The following is a 16,941-nucleotide window of genomic DNA, read 5'->3' on the forward strand; positions in this document are numbered from 1 at the left end:
ATAGGCTCTTATTTTATTACCGCTTCCTTATATTTAGCATTTTCTAAATATTTCTGTCGATAATTTTTTCCCCATTCATCCATTGCTTCTAAAATAGGCATTAATGTTTCTCCCTGTTTCGTAAGAGAATATTCTACTTTTGGAGGAACTACTGGATATACTTTGCGATTGATGATGGCATCTGCTTCAAGATCACGTAATTGATTTACCAACATCCGTTGTGTAATTCCAGGCATTAATGATTTTAATTGATTAAAGCGCAGTGTTTTATCTTTTTCTAAATGTGACATAATTAATATTTTCCATTTGCCACCTATTATAGTTAATGTTAATTCTTTTTCACAATTAAAGATTTTGTCAACAAAACGCTCCATCTCCTACTCTCCCTTTTTATTCTAAAATGACGTCATAGCAATAGTTCTTGTTAATAAGACTTATTTATCCTTTTCCTTGATTTGCCTCTTTATAGGCTTCTATCTCAGAATAAACTGGATAGGATGGAACCTCAGAATTATATGCTGGTTCTTCATGAAAACTTAAATCTAAGCCCATTAGTTCCTCTTCTTTGCTGACACGTAAAGGAGTGACCAAACTAATAGCTTTTAAAATAATATATGTCCCTAGAGTTGCTAGAACGATGGCTGTTATGACACCAATTAATTGGTGGAATAGCTGTTCAGGATTACCATATAATAGCCCGTTATTTCCTGCTGGATTAACCGATTTAGTAGCAAAAATTCCTGTTGCAATCGCTCCCCATATACCGCCTATACCATGGACCCCAAAAGCATCTAATGTATCATCATACTTAAAGCGCGCTTTTACAAAATTAATGCCAAAATAACAAACAGGAGCTGAAAGGACACCAATAATCAATGCAGATGGATAAGTAACAAAACCTGCAGCAGGAGTAATACCAACAAGACCGGCTATTGCACCTGTGGCAGCACCTACAAGAGTTGGGCGTTTCCGTATATTCCATTCAATTATCAACCACCCTAAACCACCCGCTGCTGCTGCAATTTGTGTATTAACAAATACTAGAGATGTAAGACCGTTTGCGCCAAGTGCACTTCCAGCATTAAAGCCAAACCATCCGAACCAAAGAGTTGCTGCACCAATCAGAAAAAGAACAATATTATGTGGGGCATGATCTTTCTTTAAGTGTTCAAATCTAGGTCCAATGACAACAGCAGCCGTTAATGCACTTACACCTGAAAGAATGTGCACTACTGTTCCTCCAGCAAAATCAAGTTCTCCTAGTTTGAATAGCCAGCCCCCTCCCCAAACCCAATGAGCCATTGGTGCATAAATAAAAGTGATCCATAAAACACAGAAGATAGACCATGCTGGAAAAGAGATGCGACCAGCAATCCCTCCAGAAATAATAGCAACTGTAATAGCTGCAAAAGCACATTGAAAGATAGCAAATAAAGAATGGGGAATAGTTAGTGTACCGAAAGCTGCCTCACTGCCGACATCTTTGAATCCCAGATAATCTAGTCCCCCTATAAATCCTCCAATATCTGATCCAAAACTTAACGTATATCCCCATAAAAACCAAACAATTGTAACAATTAATAAACTTACAAAACTATGCATCATAGTTGATACAACATTTCTATCACTAACTAGGCCACCATAAAAGAGAGCAAGACCTGGCATATGCATAAAAATAACAATTGCAGTTGCTACAAACATCCAAGTTGTATCACCTGTATCAATTTTTGAAGCCGCCTCTGCAGCAAAAGCATTTAACGGAAATAATGTAAAGATGATGAATGTAAGAATAAATAAATAGCTTCGTTTTAAAGATGACTGAAACATACTATTCCTCCTTTTTTTATAAAAAATGAAACAATTCAACGTTACTGACCTTCTCCCATCTGATGATGCTCATGTCCCATCTCGTTTTTTGAATTGTTCTCTTGATTATCTCCCAAAGAGTTATTACCTATAAAAAGAGCCGTTGCGATAAGTAATATAGGCAGAAAATTCAGATAAAAATACGCAGAAGGTCTAGAATTTGGAGCAATTCTAGTAGCTTCTCGGATTTCTCTATTTATAAGTGCCATAATTAAAAAAACCACTAATAGATAAAAAATACTAAACGAAACAATTATTAAGGTGAAATAGCCCTCTGATAACATCTCCCCTAACATTGCTCCCATCATGCCGCCCATAAAGCTGGCCATAATTGCTTCTAACATACCAGTTAATCCAAATGGTGCCGCTATAAAACAAACTAAAATAAGACTAACTATAATCGCTAAAATAGTTGAAAGAGCTAATTGCCCCTGAAGTGGAATCGCAATAATAATACCAATTGTAGTAGCACTAATCATTCCATAGACCATGGAAATGCATTTTCCTGTTGAGGTCTTTATATAATGCTTATTTTGATAAATTTTCACCCCGAAGTAGACAGTATAAAAAAGAATGGTAGATAAACTAATAAATGATAACATATTTCACCTCTGATCTATTCATTATGATAAAAAGGAGTTGTCGATGAAATCCACAACCCCTTTTATGCCGAAAACCTAATGCTTAATGTTTACAAGATGACTTTTGATTTGATTGACATGAACTTTTCAATGCAGGTCTTGGCAAATCTAAAGCTGGATTATGATCAAAAAATCCAACAGGCTTTAATTGAAAATTAGTATAAGCTGTTGGCATGATTGGCCAATCTTCCGTACGAGTTAGATGATGATGCCCCATTGTATACCAAACGACAAGATCTTCATTTTCTATATTACGATTTGCTTCAATATATTTGGTTAATCCTTCTCCACCTTTACTTTGATTTGGGTAAGAACCAGAAGCAAATTGTTCTTTTCGATCAAATTTCGTAACATGTAAGTGATTTTTTAAGAAACCAGCGCGTTTTATTAAACTAGAGTCATCGTTTGCGAATGGAAGGCAGTTTTCACCTGTCACTATTTTGTAGCCAACTGGTTGACCAACAAAGTTTTTAGAATTAGGATTTATCACTTTCCATGTGCGTACACTCTCTAAATTCATTTTTCTTACAGCTTCTTTCTCTGTTTTAAAAGTTTTTGAAACTGGATACCAGCCATTATTATATGGATTGTTCGGACCTTTTTCTTCAGGTACTGTTTCAATTTCCACTACAGAGTTTTTGGATCCATCTAGTTCCATATCTAAACGGAAGTTGAAAAAATGTTGATGGAATGTGGCATTTAATTGTGGAGCAATCAAGTTCCCATATTTAGGTATTTCCCCTTCATCAAGAGCTCCCGTATTCAACATGCCAGTAAGTTTGACTTCTTGCTCGATTGTCCCATCTTGATAGAAAGACCAAAAGAAACCATAATCATAGTTAGCAACCGTTGAGAAAAAGGAAACGACTAAGCGACGTGAACGACGAACTTCTACATCATCGGTTCTCCAATCAGTATGCTTCCATGCTACTCCATAATCTTCTTCATGGAGACAAATTGCATTTGGAATCGTTCTTATATTACCGTTATGATCTGCCATAACTGCATCAAAGTAATGAATATGACCAAGACAATCACAACCAAGCTCTAATGAATTAGCTAATTGTCCCATCCCGTATTCTCCAGCATCAAAGGCATTTTGACGACCATGCATTTCTGTTGTATCAGCATACGGAACAACCATTTCAGATAAGGAAGCTCGATATAAAATTGGACGTCTTTTTCCTTTATCCTCAAAACCTACTTGATGAATAACTAAACCTTCTCTAGGTGTGAAGCTAATGCGGAAATCCCATTTCTGCCATTTAATATGATGTCCATTCACTTCAAAACTTGGACCTTCCGCTTGTATAATTTCTAACGGCTTTAAATCTTTACGAACTTCAATAGAATCACTTAATTCAGGGGCATAATTTCCTTCTGTTGGAGGCAATGGTTTTACACCATAATCTTCAATTCGGATAATTTCTTTTTTATTTAAATCCACTACCGCATATAAACCTGTAAGAGGATAAGCATAACCATTATCATTTTCAGACTTTCTTACCCAAGCAAGTGCTCTTGCCACCCTCGTGCTTGGTTCATCCAATTCATTAAAATAACCAGCAGACCATGGATCTATCATAACTAAGTCTGGATTTGTAACCCCTCTTTTTAGAAGAGCTGCTTGATAATCTGGATCATTTTTACATACTTGTTCAATATCGAAATCTTCTAATGTAAAGCTTGGTTGAACATTTGGGATATATTCATAGGAGACTACTTCTTCCTTTGTAATAGAAACAATAGCTTCATATGTTTTGTTTTCAGCACTATCTAAAAGAATAATAAATGCTTCTCTATCAATAGAATCTCCTTCTTTAAAGTTAGATACTAGTTCTTTATCAGGCTCATATAATACAACCTGTACAAATTTTACAGTGTCATTTAACTCCTTCTCCCTTTTCATAATGGTTACAGCCTTTGTAATTTCTGAAGCAGTAAGTGGCTCTAAAGGATGAAGAGCTTTTTGTACTAATAATTCAGATGGGTTCATTCATGGTTCCTCCCTATATATACATTCAATTTATACTCTAGCAAACGATAATCGCAGCTTAAGGTTAGCTCCGTTTATGTTTTACTAGTGAAGTTACTCTTATCGTAATTAATTATCTAGTTTATTTATTGTATAAAACGAAACAAAGTTAAAAATAATAACAATGGTAGTTAACTTTTTTAACACTCACATAATTGCAAATACAGTGAGACAGAGTGATTTTCTACTAAATTGAAAAAAATTTAAAAATAAAAATTAAAAACAGTCGAACAATGTCATATATTCTTACACACGAATTGCTTTACACTTATTTTTAATTCATAATGGATCTTATAATTATTCAATCACCAACGAAGTTCTTCTTTGAGTTTTAACAATCATTAGGAGGTCCTGTTCATGCACAATCTGCTTTCTTTTCAAATAAAAAACTATTTTCCCTTCCAGCCTGAAATCCAATTAAATACAAATTCTTATATAGAATATAAGCCATATCATTATTCGGAAAATAAAGACATTGCTTTATTTTATCAATTTAAAACGAATGATAGCTGCCGCACTACTTTATCCCTTATTCCAGATGGCTGTTTTGATATTCTTTTTTGCTGCAATCAAAAAAACCCCTCTTCCTTTCTGTGGACCAGCCCCATTGAAAGAAGAAAACAGCCGACTTTACAAAAGAATAGTGTTTATTTTGGCATTAGATTCTTCCCTGAACAGGGTCTAATAAAATTAAACTATCCAATGAAGGAACTCTTAGATAAACAGATTCCATTGCTAGATGTAATATCTTTAGATTCATCTATTATAGAAAGAATATCTTCTAAGGAATCCTTTTTAGAGCGTATCCGATTGTTTGAAGACTTTATTCAAATCGCAGACTTTCATGTAAATAACAATCAAAAAATTGTAGATTTTGCTATAAAAAAAATCTATTCTTGCAATGGAATAATAAATATTAAAGCATTATCCGATCATTTAGGATATTCTGAGCAGTATATTCGCAGAAAATTTGAGAACTATATCGGATTTTCTCCGAAACAATTTTCTCAAATTGTTAGATTTCAGAATTCTTTAGACGGTTACCTTTTAGAAGAAAATTCAGAATTATTAGATATAATTCATGATAATGGTTACTATGATCAAGCTCATTTTATAAACGGCTTCAAAAAATTAATGAATATCACCCCTAAACAATATAAAAAAAGATTTATGGATATTAATTTTAATGAAGCTAGTCTAAAGCCAAATTAACTATATTCAAACTATTAATAAACACTATATTCACATTGGAATTAATAAAAAATTTATCATAATCTATTTATCTTATTACTCACAACTAAAAAATCCTGCGTTCTCACAAAATAAACAAACTAGAGAATACTCCTTTTCTTCCCAACTAGAAACCCAAATAACTAGGAATGTATATAAAAGGGAATTAAGCGATCTTCCATGAATTAACCTCAAATACGCTTTTATAAACGGACTAAAATTAGATGAATACTATCTTTTTTTATCCATATGATGAAATAATTCTGCTAATCGATAGAAACACGATAAAAATAAACGAAAAGGGCAATCCAATCAGCTGTTTTTCCGGCTGTCGGATGCCCTTTCTATGTTCCTAAATATCACCATATAAACACTGCTTTTTTAATGATGATGTTCCTTACTTCCTTCATTATTAAGTGTTTCTTCTTTGATAGAATTTAATTCCTCTTTAGAAAGTTGAACCACAACAATTTATTTGCTAGGCATTACAATAGAACCTTGATTACTTGCATGCACTTTAATTAAATAGATCCGTCTTTTTCCCATCTTGCGTGAGAACAGCTTTTACCGTTTTTCATTCATTTGGTGACAAATTTTCTGATAGAGTATTTCTATAAAATTAATATATCTAAAACAAATACTTTTTTATAGTATATTTCGAAAATAGCGTTAATCAAAAAATAATAATACAGTTTATGCACTCATGAAAGTTCTTCACAAAATGCACCTCCAATTGTTATTTGTGTTTAATAATTGGGGTGCATTTCATTTTTTTTACCTTTTTAGTCTACAAACCGCCATAGGATGAGTTTGTCCCCTTTGCTTTTTTCTGATTGCGCCCTTCTTCTTCCATTTCTTTTTGAACAGATTCAAGCCCATAACCCGTAGAACTAATTTCCAGCTTCTCTCCTCTGCTTTCTTTAGCTTTTGGATTTAGAATTGGATCAAAATTATTTGTTTCCATTGGCTCCTCCTTAAGATGAAGATATATAAATTATCTGCAATCTTTCCCCTTTTTATGATTAAAATATCATTTTATTTAGTTGTTTTTCCTTTTATTTCTTGCTTTAATGCTTCTGCTAAAACCTATTGATGGAAAAAATGCTGACAAACTTCAGAGCATTTCATAAATATGTGCTTCCAATGCATTAATGAAATTATAGGCAAAGCAACTTACAAAAAGATTTCTTAAAACTAATTTCCAACTTGCGAACATACGTTCTTTTAGTATATAATCTAATTGTTGGCAATAATAGCATTGTCCTGTATGCCTTAACAAGATCACCTAGAAATACATAATAAAGCAATACATCACCATTTTAAGCAAAAAATAAGACACTATTTATTAAATTAGGAGATGATTATGATGACAGTAAGATTAATACCGTACTTAGTAATGGATGGAAATGCTAAAGAAGCGATCCAATTTTATGAAAAAGCATTAAATGCACAAGTTCTCTTCTCTCAATCTTTTGGAGAAATGCCTGAGAACCCAGAGTTTCCCTTGCCAGAAGAGGCAAAGGAACGCGTCTCACACGCAACAATAAAAGTTGGTGAAACGGAACTTATGCTTTCTGATACGTTCCCTGGCCAGCCGCATCAGAGTGGAAACCAAGTGACCATTTGCATTACAACAGATGATGCAGACAAATCGAAACAAATGTTTGATGCACTGCAGCAAGAAGGCCAAGTAGGCATGCCGCTGCAAGAAACTTTTTTCAGCCCCGCATACGGCAGTGTAACAGATAAATTCGGAGTTAATTTCCAAGTATTCACAGAAGGCAAACAATAATTGCGTTTATTTTTGCGCCATACGTTTTAACATAAAAAAGGCGCCTGTCCCCCATTGCTTTCAAGCATTACCACTTTGGGAGTCAGGCACTTTTTAATCATTTTACTAGCTGCATGCATCATTTTACTTCTATTTTTACGTTATCCCACAATTTTAATGTTTCTAAGGATTTTTTATAATATTCTGTAATAACTTGCAAATAATTCTCTCCCTTTATTGGAGTAAATGGATTAGGCCCCTCTGCCGTCATTTCCATAATGATTGGTCCTTTATAATTGATCTCATGCAACGTTTCTACTTGTTCTTTTATATTTGCATGACCATTTCCAATTGCTTGACGATTAGAATCTCCCACGTGATAGACACCCAATTTATTCCCGGCTGTTCTTAACGCCTTCATCGGGTCGGACTCCTCTATGTTCATATGATAAGAATCTAAAAGAACCAATAAATTTGGACTGCCTACTTCTTCAATTAGGGCTAAAGCTTCTTGATTTGTGACAATTTGATGGTTTTCATAACGATTCAATACTTCATAAACTACTTCTATATTCAAAAAATCAGCTTTATCCATTACCACTTTTGTGCTTTCTACAAGCAGCTGCCAATCCTTCTCAAGATCTCCACACCCAACCGTTTTCCCCACATCTCCATGCAGACAAATTCTTTTCGCACCTGCTTCTTCAGCCCAGCTTAATAAGTCTAAAAAGTACTGTACTGCCTTTCCTCTTACATTTTCATCAGTACTTGAAATATCCACATTACCAGGGGTTACAGAAAGAATCTTTAAATTGCAGGCACTCAATAATGCTGCAATGTCCGTTGGATTTTGAGTGAGATCACCTTGAATTTCTACACCATCTACACCAATATCTTTTGCTGTCTTACATTTTTCTTCAAATGAAATGTCTCCAAAAGTCCAAAGGCACAGTCCAAAATCTCTATTCATCTTAATTCCTCTCCCTCTCTTTAAACTTAGCTATAATTTCTTGATAAAGCTTCTTTCCCTCGTTATTTCTCCTAGCTTATTTAATAGTTTTTTTCCTTCTTCATCTTTTTCAATTGATTTATAATCACCAAGCATAAATTGATTAGATGCAAACAAGCAATAGGTTAATTCATAAACATTTCTTCTAAAAAAATCCAACCTTTATATGAATTCGCTTCCATTTTTCAATAAGAAAACGAACAAAGAGGCATACTAAACCATTTATTTCACTAATTCCTAGCTCACATGCATTCTCTCAACCAAAAGCAGTTATATCATTATTGTTTCAATCAATTGGAAAGATCCCTAAATGTACTTTCCCTTTAGCAAACATCCTTCTCTCCTCAGTTATTCATGTGCAACTTCTGATTATTGGTGATAGGTTTTTTTAATGTTATTTCTGCTTCAATTTCTTCTAATGTCTTTCCTTTCGTTTCTGGCACATATTTATAGACAAATATAAATGCTGCTATACCAACCGTTCCGTAAATAAGGAATAGTAAACTAGATCCTATACTATTTAGTAATATAGGAAAAGATAAGGAGACAGCTATATTAGCTAACCATAAACAAGTACTTGCAACCCCCATAGCCGTGCCTCTTATTCTTAAAGGGAATATTTCTGCAAGAACCACCCAAACAACCATTCCCCAACTCGCTGAATATGCTACCATAAATAAGCATAAACAAGCTAATAATAGCCAACCTGGTGATTGAAAAAACGATGTACTAATTCCCAATATCCCTAATGCTAATGTCATTCCCACATTTCCCATCAGCATTAATTTTCTGCGACCGATTTTATCAACCAATACAGTTCCAATGATAGTAAATACTAAATTTATTATGCCTATACCAATGGTTCCAGCAATCGCACTTGATGCCCCAAATCCAGAATCCAATAAAATGGTAGGTGTATAATAAATAATGGTATTTGTTCCTATTATTTGCTGAAAAACTGCTAAGCCAATTCCAATCAGCAAAACTGGCAGCATCAAAGGAGAAAATAATTCAGAAAGAGGCACTTTTCCCACTGATTTTAATGCTTTTATACTCTCAATCTCTGACTCAATTTTATTAGACTCTCTCGTTAAGCCAAGTACCTTTCGAGCTTCTTCTTCTCTGTTATTTTGCAACAGCCACCGTGGACTCTCCGGCATAAAAAACATACCTATCATTAAAAGAAGGGAAGGAATAATTGCTAATAATAGCATCCAATCCCAGCGACCTGAGGAGGAAAAAGCATAATTGACAATATACGCCGAAAGAATACCTATTGCATTCATTACTGTGTTTAATGAAGCAACTCTCCCACGAATGGCGGCTGGTGCCATTTCTGACAAATATAGCGGCACTAATGCTGAAGCTCCACCTACCGCAACACCTAACACTATCCTAAAAAAGATTAATATACTTACATTTGGTGCAAGCCCTGTTCCAATAGCACCAATCGAAAAAAGAAGCCCGAGCCAAATAATCGCTTTTTTTCTTCCAATACGGTCAGCGAAATTCCCACAAAATGCGGCTCCAATTAATGCTCCTATCAGTACCCCACTAACTACTATCCCTTCCATTAAAGGGGTTAAGCCTAAATCTTCTCTTATAAAAAGCAAAGCTCCAGAAATTACACCTGTATCATAGCCAAAAAGCAAACCACCCAAAGCTCCAAAGAAATAAATTAAACTAATATATGCCTTTTTTGACTTCACAGATAGAACCTCCTACTGATCTTTTTTATAAAAATTAAAACAATAGGAGATAACAAAACTTTTGTTGTTTTAATTTAGAATTTTGTTATCTCAATCTCCCTAAGATCCTCGCAGGGGCATTTCAATAAAAGCAATATTCACTTTTTTTCATCGTGATGTTATTTGCTAAAAGGTAAAGTAGATTCACGAATAATTAATAATGGAGACAATATCACACGTTGCATGACCTTATTTTTCCCCTCTTTATTATTAGTGATCTCCTTTACAAGCAGCTCGATTGCTTTGGCTCCCATTTCTTCTACAGGCTGTGCAATAGTTGTTAATTGAGGATTGCTGAGCTTCGCTAATATACTATTATCAAATCCAACTAAAGATAATTGATTTGGTACTTGAATGTCTAGTATTCTTGCAGCCTGCAGTACGCCAAAAGCAAGCAGTTCTGTAGAAACAAAAATCGCTGTAGGCCTCTCTTCCACATTTTCCAATACCTTTAAACATAATTGTTTGCTATCTTCTAAATCAAGTGAACTATAAGAGACTGACTTTTCATCAAAAGGGATTCCAGAGACTTGTAAGCCTTCTTTAAACCCGTTGACACGTTGTTTTATAGTTGGATTGTTTAGATTTTCAGCAATCATAAATATTTTTTTATGCCCTAAGTTGGATAAATGAACTGCAGCTTCATATCCTCCTTGAAAATCATCTACCAATACGGCATGAACTGGCAAAAAAGGAACTTCACGAGAAAGCATAACAACCGGCATATCACTTTCTATCAATTCTTGAATGGCACGATTATTCTGCAAACCTGTAGCAACAATCATTCCATCCACATATTTTTGTTTCAGCATGGAAATATACTCTTCTTCTTTTGTAAAATCATTATCTGTACTGCAAATCATGACGTTAAACCCTTTTTTGCGGCCATTATCTTCAATTACTCTTGTAATTTCAGCCATAAACGGATTAGAAACATCTGGAATTAACAAACCAATTGTTTTCATCGCTTTTTTTGCCGAAGAAACAAGACTTGGCTGATAGTTTAATTCCTCAATCACATCCCAAACTCGTTTTTTTGTCTTTTCACTGATGCTGCCTGTCCCGTTCAATACTTTAGATACAGTAGAAATAGATACATTTGCTTTACTTGCAACATCGTATATGGTTGGTTTCATCGTAAATCACCTTTTTCTGCAATTTATATCCTAAGTATAAACGAATACAAAAAGAGTATCAGTAAAAAGGTGATTTATCTAATCAGACTGACGAGTTAGCAAAATGACTTTGTCTACACTCTGATCTAATGCTTCACACTAAATGAAGAACGCCATCTTTTACTTTAACAGGTCGATTCGTTTTATAAGATTCAATACTTGCTAATGCTATTAACAGGGCAGCCCTTGCATCTTCCCCTGTAGCATATGTAGGTTTATCATTTAAAACGGAATCTACAAATGAAGTTAATTCCTCTATATACGCATCATAAAGCAAATCTTGATCATAACGACAAGTATCCATACTGATTCCTGTCTTTGTATATCTAATCATATTTGATTCACGAACATCCCCTACTTGCAGCATGCCTTCAGATCCAAAGATTTCTCCACGAACATCATAGCCATATACAGCTTGAAAATTGGCTTCAGCAGTTGCAATTGCCCCATTATCAAACTTAATCGTTACTACTGCCGTATCAAGAAATCCCTTTTCTTTAAAATCCGGTCTTACTAAAGCATCAGCTGCAGCAAAAACCTCTACCGGCTTGGCATGAGGATTGAAATATAATAAAGCATCAAAATCATGTATAAGCGTTTCCAAAAAAATATTCCACTGAGGAATAGGTGATGGATCTCCTAATTTTGGATCTCTAGTAAGAGAACGCAATAACTGAGGAGTACCAATTGATCCTGCCACTATTTCATCATGTGCTTTTCTAAACCCTTTTGCAAAACGACGGTTAAATCCCACTTGTAATGGTACATTCATTTCCTTGACCACTTGAAGAACTTCATCAGCTTCTTCTAATGTAACTGCCATTGGTTTTTCACAAAATACAGCTTTTCCATTTTTAGCCGCTGCAATCACATTATTAGCATGTGTTTTTGCTGGAGATGCGATGATTACTGCATCTATATTTGGATCTTCCATCATCTCACCCGAATTAATATATGTTTTTATCGTTAGTCCTAATTTTTCTGCCAATTTTTCTGCAGCTCCTGGAAATGGATCTGCTATAGCACATAAACTAGCATTTGGTATTCTTTTTGCTATAGTCTCCCCATGAAATGCCCCCATACGCCCTGCACCTAGTAGTCCAACCTTTAATTGTTTCATCTAATCCCTCCTTATTATTATAAAGAAAGACTTTCCTTATTTTTTTATAAAAAATCCTTTTATAAAACGGATTTTTTATAAAAATATCAGTATATTCATATATAATTAGGAAAGTTCTTTCCTTAACTTATTTTGATTGTAATCCCTTTCAAAATATCTGTCAATCTATTTTCTAACTTTTTAAAAAAATCCTCTCCTCTAATTTCTCCCAGATTAAACTACATTCGATTGAACAAGCAGAACTCTAGATAAACTAGAAGAAAGCAAAACGAGGAGAACTAGATAGAAAAAAGATGAAAAACAAAAAAGACCTGGAAATCGGAAAGTATTTTTCACGAAAACCAAGTCTAAATTAGAAATGTTTATTTTTCAAAAAATTCCTAAGCCAAATTACATGAAAGCATTCGGCTCTCGTGGCAAGCACTATTATTCATCAAAAGCCATTTCTCTTAATCTGTATCTGTTTTATCATTCTGATCTTTATTGCGTTTATTTCCTTTGCTGTTATCTCCGCTTACGCTCACAGATTGATTTCCTTTTGGAGAACTTTGGTTTTTGCTGCCTGAATTAAATTTCTTTGTCATCACCTAACACCCCTTTCTTTCAGCTTTCTTATTTTCTCCTGGTTGATTCCAAATTATGTTTTGAATTCATAAGGCAGCCTTTATAGTTCTCCTAAAGAATCCTAATACTTATTGCATAAAAGGACTATTGGATTGGGGGTCAGGCACACTTATGCCAATTCATCTAATATACAATAAATAATTTCTCTAATATTAGTTATTTAATGAGATATATCCTGTCTTTTCCACAATCTCTTGTCCTTGCTCAGATTGAATCCATTTAATGAATTCTTCTATATGGGGATTATCACTCCCTGCAGTAATAGCATAAAACTCCGCTACAATAGGATAAATTTCATTTTGAATATTCTCTTTTGTCGGAAGTACACCCTCTACAGCAATATTTTTAATTTTCCCGTTTTGTACCATTTCCTCTGAAAACTTCCTAAAAGAAAAGCCAATTGCATTTGTTTTATTTCTATAATTAGTCGTTTCGGTAATAATACCTCCCATCCCAGTTACAATATCTTCAGAAGGGGGATTCATTAGAGGAATGCCATCCATTAAGCGAATTAAAGCAGATTGACTTCCACTTTCTTCTGGCCGTTGAAAGGCTCTTATTTTTTCATCATTCCCCCCTACTTCCTTCCAGTTTTTGATTTGGCCAGAATAAATTCCTTGAATCTGTTTTATGGACAGCTTCTTTACTCGATTTTTATCATGAACAAAAAAGACAAAAGCCTCTCTCCCAATCGGAGTCAACTTCAATTCTACGCCCTGCTCTTTGGCACTCTTCATCTGATTTTCCGAGGGATGTGCCATAAATACAATATCTGCATCTCCATTTACTAAACGGTCAAATGCAGTGCTTGTTTGGCTTGAAACAACCTGACTTTCCTCTAACGGATAATTTTGTTTCGGATAAACAGCCTGAACAAAAGCCGAATAAACAGGATATAAAGCAGTGGCCCCATCTAACATAGGAAGATTTTCTTTAATCTTATAAGTAGAATTATCCTCTAATGACACAGCTTTTGTATTTTTCGCAAACGGACGATACTCAGACAAATCCACATCTTGATTACTTACCACTTCAAGACTCTTCAAATAAGCTTGATACCCCTCGTAGGAAATAATCAAAACAGCAGAGACTGAGAAAAAAACAATCGCACTAATCCTTGGCATTTTCTTCTTCAACTGACCATAGATTGCGAGAAGGATTAAAATAATCAATCCAATTGTTATAGCTAGAACCATCGGAACATAAAACTCAGCATTCCTCGATAGCGATGCGATAATAGTAGCAATAAAGCCAGCGAAACCAACTATAACAACTGTCAGAATTGCTCCAAAACTTTTCATCTTTTCTTTTCCCCCTAAAACTAACGTATTTATTAATATGTATCTATCTTATTTTAAATCCTGCTAATTCTCCTTCCTTGTCATCTTACATAATAGAATGCATTAAATAATAACAATCTTAAAAAAAGTGTATTTTTACACTATTATAATATATTTACTCTAATATAAAAAGACTTTTTTGATTCCTTATTTATAAAGATAATCAGGCATGTGAAAGATTAAGATGTATATCCCCATAATCTTAATAAAAACAAAAAACCTCCTGCCAATGTTTTAAAGCATTGGTAGAAGGCTTCCTAGATTTATTCCCATTAAATAATATCCAAGTAAATATCTTTTTCTAAAAAATAATTCCTGTTAATAGATATGGGGGCAACTACTTCTTTATAGTTCAAATCGCTTCTTTAATTAGCTTGTCCCCATTAATGATTCTTTTCATTTTATTAATCTATTTGAAACTGTGCATGATGAAGTCTGCTGTATGTCCCTCCAACTTCAATCAGCTCTTTATGTGTTCCCTGTTCTTTTATGCCTTCTTCTGTTACAACTAGAATTCGATCAGCATTTTTAATCGTAGCCAGACGATGGGCAATTACTAGTGTAGTTCTGCCCTGTGACAGTTCATTTAATGCTGTCTGAATTGCTGCTTCTGTTTCTGTATCCAAAGCAGACGTTGCTTCATCGAGAATAAGAATTGGCGGGTTTTTCAAAAACATCCGAGCGATAGAAACTCTCTGCTTTTGACCTCCTGATAATTTGACGCCACGTTCACCGATTAATGTATCTAATCCATCTGGAAGATTGAGGATAATTTCTTCTATCTGTGCCCGTCTCGCTGCCTTCCAAATTTCCTCTTCTGTTGCATGAAGTTTTCCGTAAGCAATATTTTCACGAATTGTTCCATCAAAAAGAAACACATCTTGTTGTACAATTCCAATATGCTGGCGCAAGGATGAAAGGGACATCTCTTTAATATTGATGCCGTCAATCTCAATGCTGCCTGATTCACTATCATAAAATCGAGGAAGCAGACTGCAGATCGTCGTTTTTCCAGCTCCAGATGGGCCAACGAGGGCAATTGTTTCTCCTCTATTGACATGAAAGCTAATTTTATTTAAAACTTTGCCTTTTCCTTCGTAACCGAATATTACATTTTTGTATTCAATGTCACCCTTTAAATGTTCCACTTGAATAGCATCATGTTCATCTTTCTCATCAGGAGCAGTGTTAAGCAACTCCAAATAACGGCGGAAACCAGCTACTCCCTTTGGATATGTTTCAATAACAGAATTAATTTGCTGTATCGGTGTAAGAAATACATTGGAAAGAAGCACAAAGGCCATAAATTCGCCAAACGTCATTTGTCTGTCAATCACAAACCAAGTACCACATCCTAGCACGAATAAAGAAACAACTTTCATCAGCAGATGGCTAATCGATGAGTTCCATGCCATTACCTTATAAGTAACAAGCTTTGTTTTGCGGAATCTTCCATTATTTACAGCAAATTGATCCATTTCATGATTTTCATTAGCAAATGCTTTTACGACGCGAATACCGCTGACATTATTTTCGACTCTTGCATTAAAATCAGCAATATCTACAAACATTTGACTAAAGGCACGCGACATTTTCCTGCTAAAGTAGATCGATAAACAGATTAAAAATGGAATAATAATGAACGTCAGCACAGCAAGCTTCCAATTAATCGATAGCATTAAACCAAAAGCTCCTGTCAGAGTCATTATCGCAATAAACAAATCTTCAGGACCATGATGGGCGATTTCTCCAATATCCATTAAGTCATTCGTCATTCGGGAAACAAGATGACCTGTTTTGTTATTGTCAAAAAATCGAAAAGACAGCTTCTGAACATGATCAAATAACCTTTTTCTCATATCTGTCTCAATATTGATTCCTAGCATATGCCCCCAATAGGTAACAACAAAATGAAGGAAAGCTGTTAACGCATAAATCCCCAGCAAACCTACACATGCCCATATAATAAGCATCCAGTTGCCCATTGGCAATAAATCATCAACTACTTTATTAATAGCTAAAGGAAACGCGAGCTCCAATAAAGCAGCTAAAATTGCGCAAGTAAAATCAATAGTAAATAACCATTTATACGGTTTGTAATAAGAAAAAAACTGTTTTAACATATTGTTTACGATCTCCCTCCTTTTGGTTATTAAGCTTTTAAACAGACAAGCAAATATACTAAATAAGGTGCTCCAACTACCGCAGCAACGATTCCGGATAGTACCGTTGTGGCAGTAATTTAATTACGAGCACCTCTTATCAGAGCAGATGATGAAAACAACAGCTTTTGCAGAAGATGAAATTGATTATTATTCTCAATAAATAATTATAAAAAAATTCCTTTTAGTTATAATATCAATACTGTTTTATATAAAAAAT

Annotated in this window: 14 protein-coding genes; 2 read left to right on the top strand and 12 right to left on the bottom strand. The window is 34.5% G+C overall.

Translation table 11 applies throughout. The features are described 5' to 3' along the window. Positions 1–8: 8 nt before the first annotated feature. The 4 genes from CWS01_RS05625 to CWS01_RS05640 form a co-directional block, all read right to left on the bottom strand. The gene (locus CWS01_RS05625) at positions 9–374 is read right to left on the bottom strand and encodes a winged helix-turn-helix transcriptional regulator (RefSeq protein WP_101176189.1); all 366 of its coding nucleotides are present in this window, start codon (positions 372–374) and stop codon (positions 9–11) included. 64 nt (positions 375–438) lie between these two features. Beyond that, positions 439–1,725, bottom strand: a complete 1,287-nt coding sequence (locus tag CWS01_RS05630) for an ammonium transporter (RefSeq protein WP_205161143.1) — start codon at positions 1,723–1,725, stop codon at positions 439–441. A gap of 143 nt (positions 1,726–1,868) precedes the next feature. After that, complete coding sequence (locus tag CWS01_RS05635) at positions 1,869–2,468, bottom strand: hypothetical protein (RefSeq protein WP_101176193.1); 600 nt, start codon at positions 2,466–2,468, stop codon at positions 1,869–1,871. An 82-nt stretch (positions 2,469–2,550) separates the two neighbouring features. Then, complete coding sequence (locus CWS01_RS05640; RefSeq protein WP_101176194.1) at positions 2,551–4,503, bottom strand: primary-amine oxidase; 1,953 nt, start codon at positions 4,501–4,503, stop codon at positions 2,551–2,553. 396 nt (positions 4,504–4,899) lie between these two features. Between CWS01_RS05640 and CWS01_RS05645 the strand changes: the two genes are divergently transcribed. Beyond that, positions 4,900–5,754, top strand: a complete 855-nt coding sequence (locus tag CWS01_RS05645) for a helix-turn-helix transcriptional regulator (protein ID WP_101176196.1) — start codon at positions 4,900–4,902, stop codon at positions 5,752–5,754. A gap of 805 nt (positions 5,755–6,559) precedes the next feature. Here CWS01_RS05645 and CWS01_RS22250 read toward each other — a convergent pair. Beyond that, on the bottom strand, positions 6,560–6,736 hold the full coding sequence (locus CWS01_RS22250) for a hypothetical protein (RefSeq protein WP_157827568.1): 177 nt from the start codon (positions 6,734–6,736) through the stop codon (positions 6,560–6,562). Positions 6,737–7,138: 402 nt separating this feature from the next. Between CWS01_RS22250 and CWS01_RS05650 the strand changes: the two genes are divergently transcribed. Continuing rightward, complete coding sequence (locus CWS01_RS05650; RefSeq protein ID WP_101176198.1) at positions 7,139–7,564, top strand: VOC family protein; 426 nt, start codon at positions 7,139–7,141, stop codon at positions 7,562–7,564. Positions 7,565–7,682: 118 nt separating this feature from the next. On the opposite strand, the gene CWS01_RS05655 is transcribed toward CWS01_RS05650, so the two are convergent. From CWS01_RS05655 to CWS01_RS05680, 7 genes are all read right to left on the bottom strand, one after another. After that, positions 7,683–8,513 (bottom strand): sugar phosphate isomerase/epimerase family protein, encoded by an 831-nt coding sequence (locus tag CWS01_RS05655; RefSeq protein ID WP_101176200.1) that lies wholly within the window; start codon positions 8,511–8,513, stop codon positions 7,683–7,685. Positions 8,514–8,896: 383 nt separating this feature from the next. Further along, positions 8,897–10,261 carry a sugar porter family MFS transporter gene (locus CWS01_RS05660; protein WP_101176202.1) on the bottom strand — a complete coding sequence of 455 codons (1,365 nt, stop codon included), beginning with the start codon at positions 10,259–10,261 and terminating at the stop codon, positions 8,897–8,899. A gap of 158 nt (positions 10,262–10,419) precedes the next feature. Then, complete coding sequence (locus CWS01_RS05665; protein ID WP_101176204.1) at positions 10,420–11,436, bottom strand: LacI family DNA-binding transcriptional regulator; 1,017 nt, start codon at positions 11,434–11,436, stop codon at positions 10,420–10,422. Positions 11,437–11,569: 133 nt separating this feature from the next. Continuing rightward, on the bottom strand, positions 11,570–12,595 hold the full coding sequence (locus CWS01_RS05670; protein ID WP_101176206.1) for a Gfo/Idh/MocA family oxidoreductase: 1,026 nt from the start codon (positions 12,593–12,595) through the stop codon (positions 11,570–11,572). 449 nt (positions 12,596–13,044) lie between these two features. Continuing rightward, positions 13,045–13,179, bottom strand: coding sequence for a hypothetical protein (locus CWS01_RS23120; RefSeq protein WP_268877047.1), 135 nt, complete (start codon positions 13,177–13,179; stop codon positions 13,045–13,047). Between the two features lie 192 nt (positions 13,180–13,371). Next, positions 13,372–14,520, bottom strand: a complete 1,149-nt coding sequence (locus CWS01_RS05675) for a PstS family phosphate ABC transporter substrate-binding protein (RefSeq protein WP_101176208.1) — start codon at positions 14,518–14,520, stop codon at positions 13,372–13,374. Between the two features lie 443 nt (positions 14,521–14,963). Continuing rightward, the gene (locus CWS01_RS05680; protein ID WP_101176210.1) at positions 14,964–16,682 is read right to left on the bottom strand and encodes an ABC transporter ATP-binding protein; all 1,719 of its coding nucleotides are present in this window, start codon (positions 16,680–16,682) and stop codon (positions 14,964–14,966) included. Positions 16,683–16,941: the final 259 nt, after the last annotated feature.

It is taken from the genome of Niallia nealsonii (assembly GCF_002835805.1).
GTDB classification, from domain to species: Bacteria; Bacillota; Bacilli; order Bacillales; family Cytobacillaceae; genus Niallia; species Niallia nealsonii.

Excerpts from the sequence above, each read along its gene's own strand:
- CWS01_RS05655 (WP_101176200.1), bottom strand. The coding sequence starts at position 8,513 with ATGAATAGAGATTTTGGACTGTGCCTTTGGACTTTTGGAGACATTTCA.
- CWS01_RS05665 (WP_101176204.1), bottom strand. The coding sequence starts at position 11,436 with ATGAAACCAACCATATACGATGTTGCAAGTAAAGCAAATGTATCTATT.
- CWS01_RS05650 (WP_101176198.1), top strand. The coding sequence starts at position 7,139 with ATGACAGTAAGATTAATACCGTACTTAGTAATGGATGGAAATGCTAAA.
- CWS01_RS05670 (WP_101176206.1), bottom strand. The coding sequence starts at position 12,595 with ATGAAACAATTAAAGGTTGGACTACTAGGTGCAGGGCGTATGGGGGCA.
- CWS01_RS05625 (WP_101176189.1), bottom strand. The coding sequence starts at position 374 with ATGGAGCGTTTTGTTGACAAAATCTTTAATTGTGAAAAAGAATTAACA.
- CWS01_RS05640 (WP_101176194.1), bottom strand. The coding sequence starts at position 4,503 with ATGAACCCATCTGAATTATTAGTACAAAAAGCTCTTCATCCTTTAGAG.
- CWS01_RS05680 (WP_101176210.1), bottom strand. The coding sequence starts at position 16,682 with ATGTTAAAACAGTTTTTTTCTTATTACAAACCGTATAAATGGTTATTT.
- CWS01_RS23120 (WP_268877047.1), bottom strand. The coding sequence starts at position 13,179 with ATGACAAAGAAATTTAATTCAGGCAGCAAAAACCAAAGTTCTCCAAAA.
- CWS01_RS05675 (WP_101176208.1), bottom strand. The coding sequence starts at position 14,520 with ATGAAAAGTTTTGGAGCAATTCTGACAGTTGTTATAGTTGGTTTCGCT.
- CWS01_RS05635 (WP_101176193.1), bottom strand. The coding sequence starts at position 2,468 with ATGTTATCATTTATTAGTTTATCTACCATTCTTTTTTATACTGTCTAC.
- CWS01_RS05645 (WP_101176196.1), top strand. The coding sequence starts at position 4,900 with ATGCACAATCTGCTTTCTTTTCAAATAAAAAACTATTTTCCCTTCCAG.
- CWS01_RS22250 (WP_157827568.1), bottom strand. The coding sequence starts at position 6,736 with ATGGAAACAAATAATTTTGATCCAATTCTAAATCCAAAAGCTAAAGAA.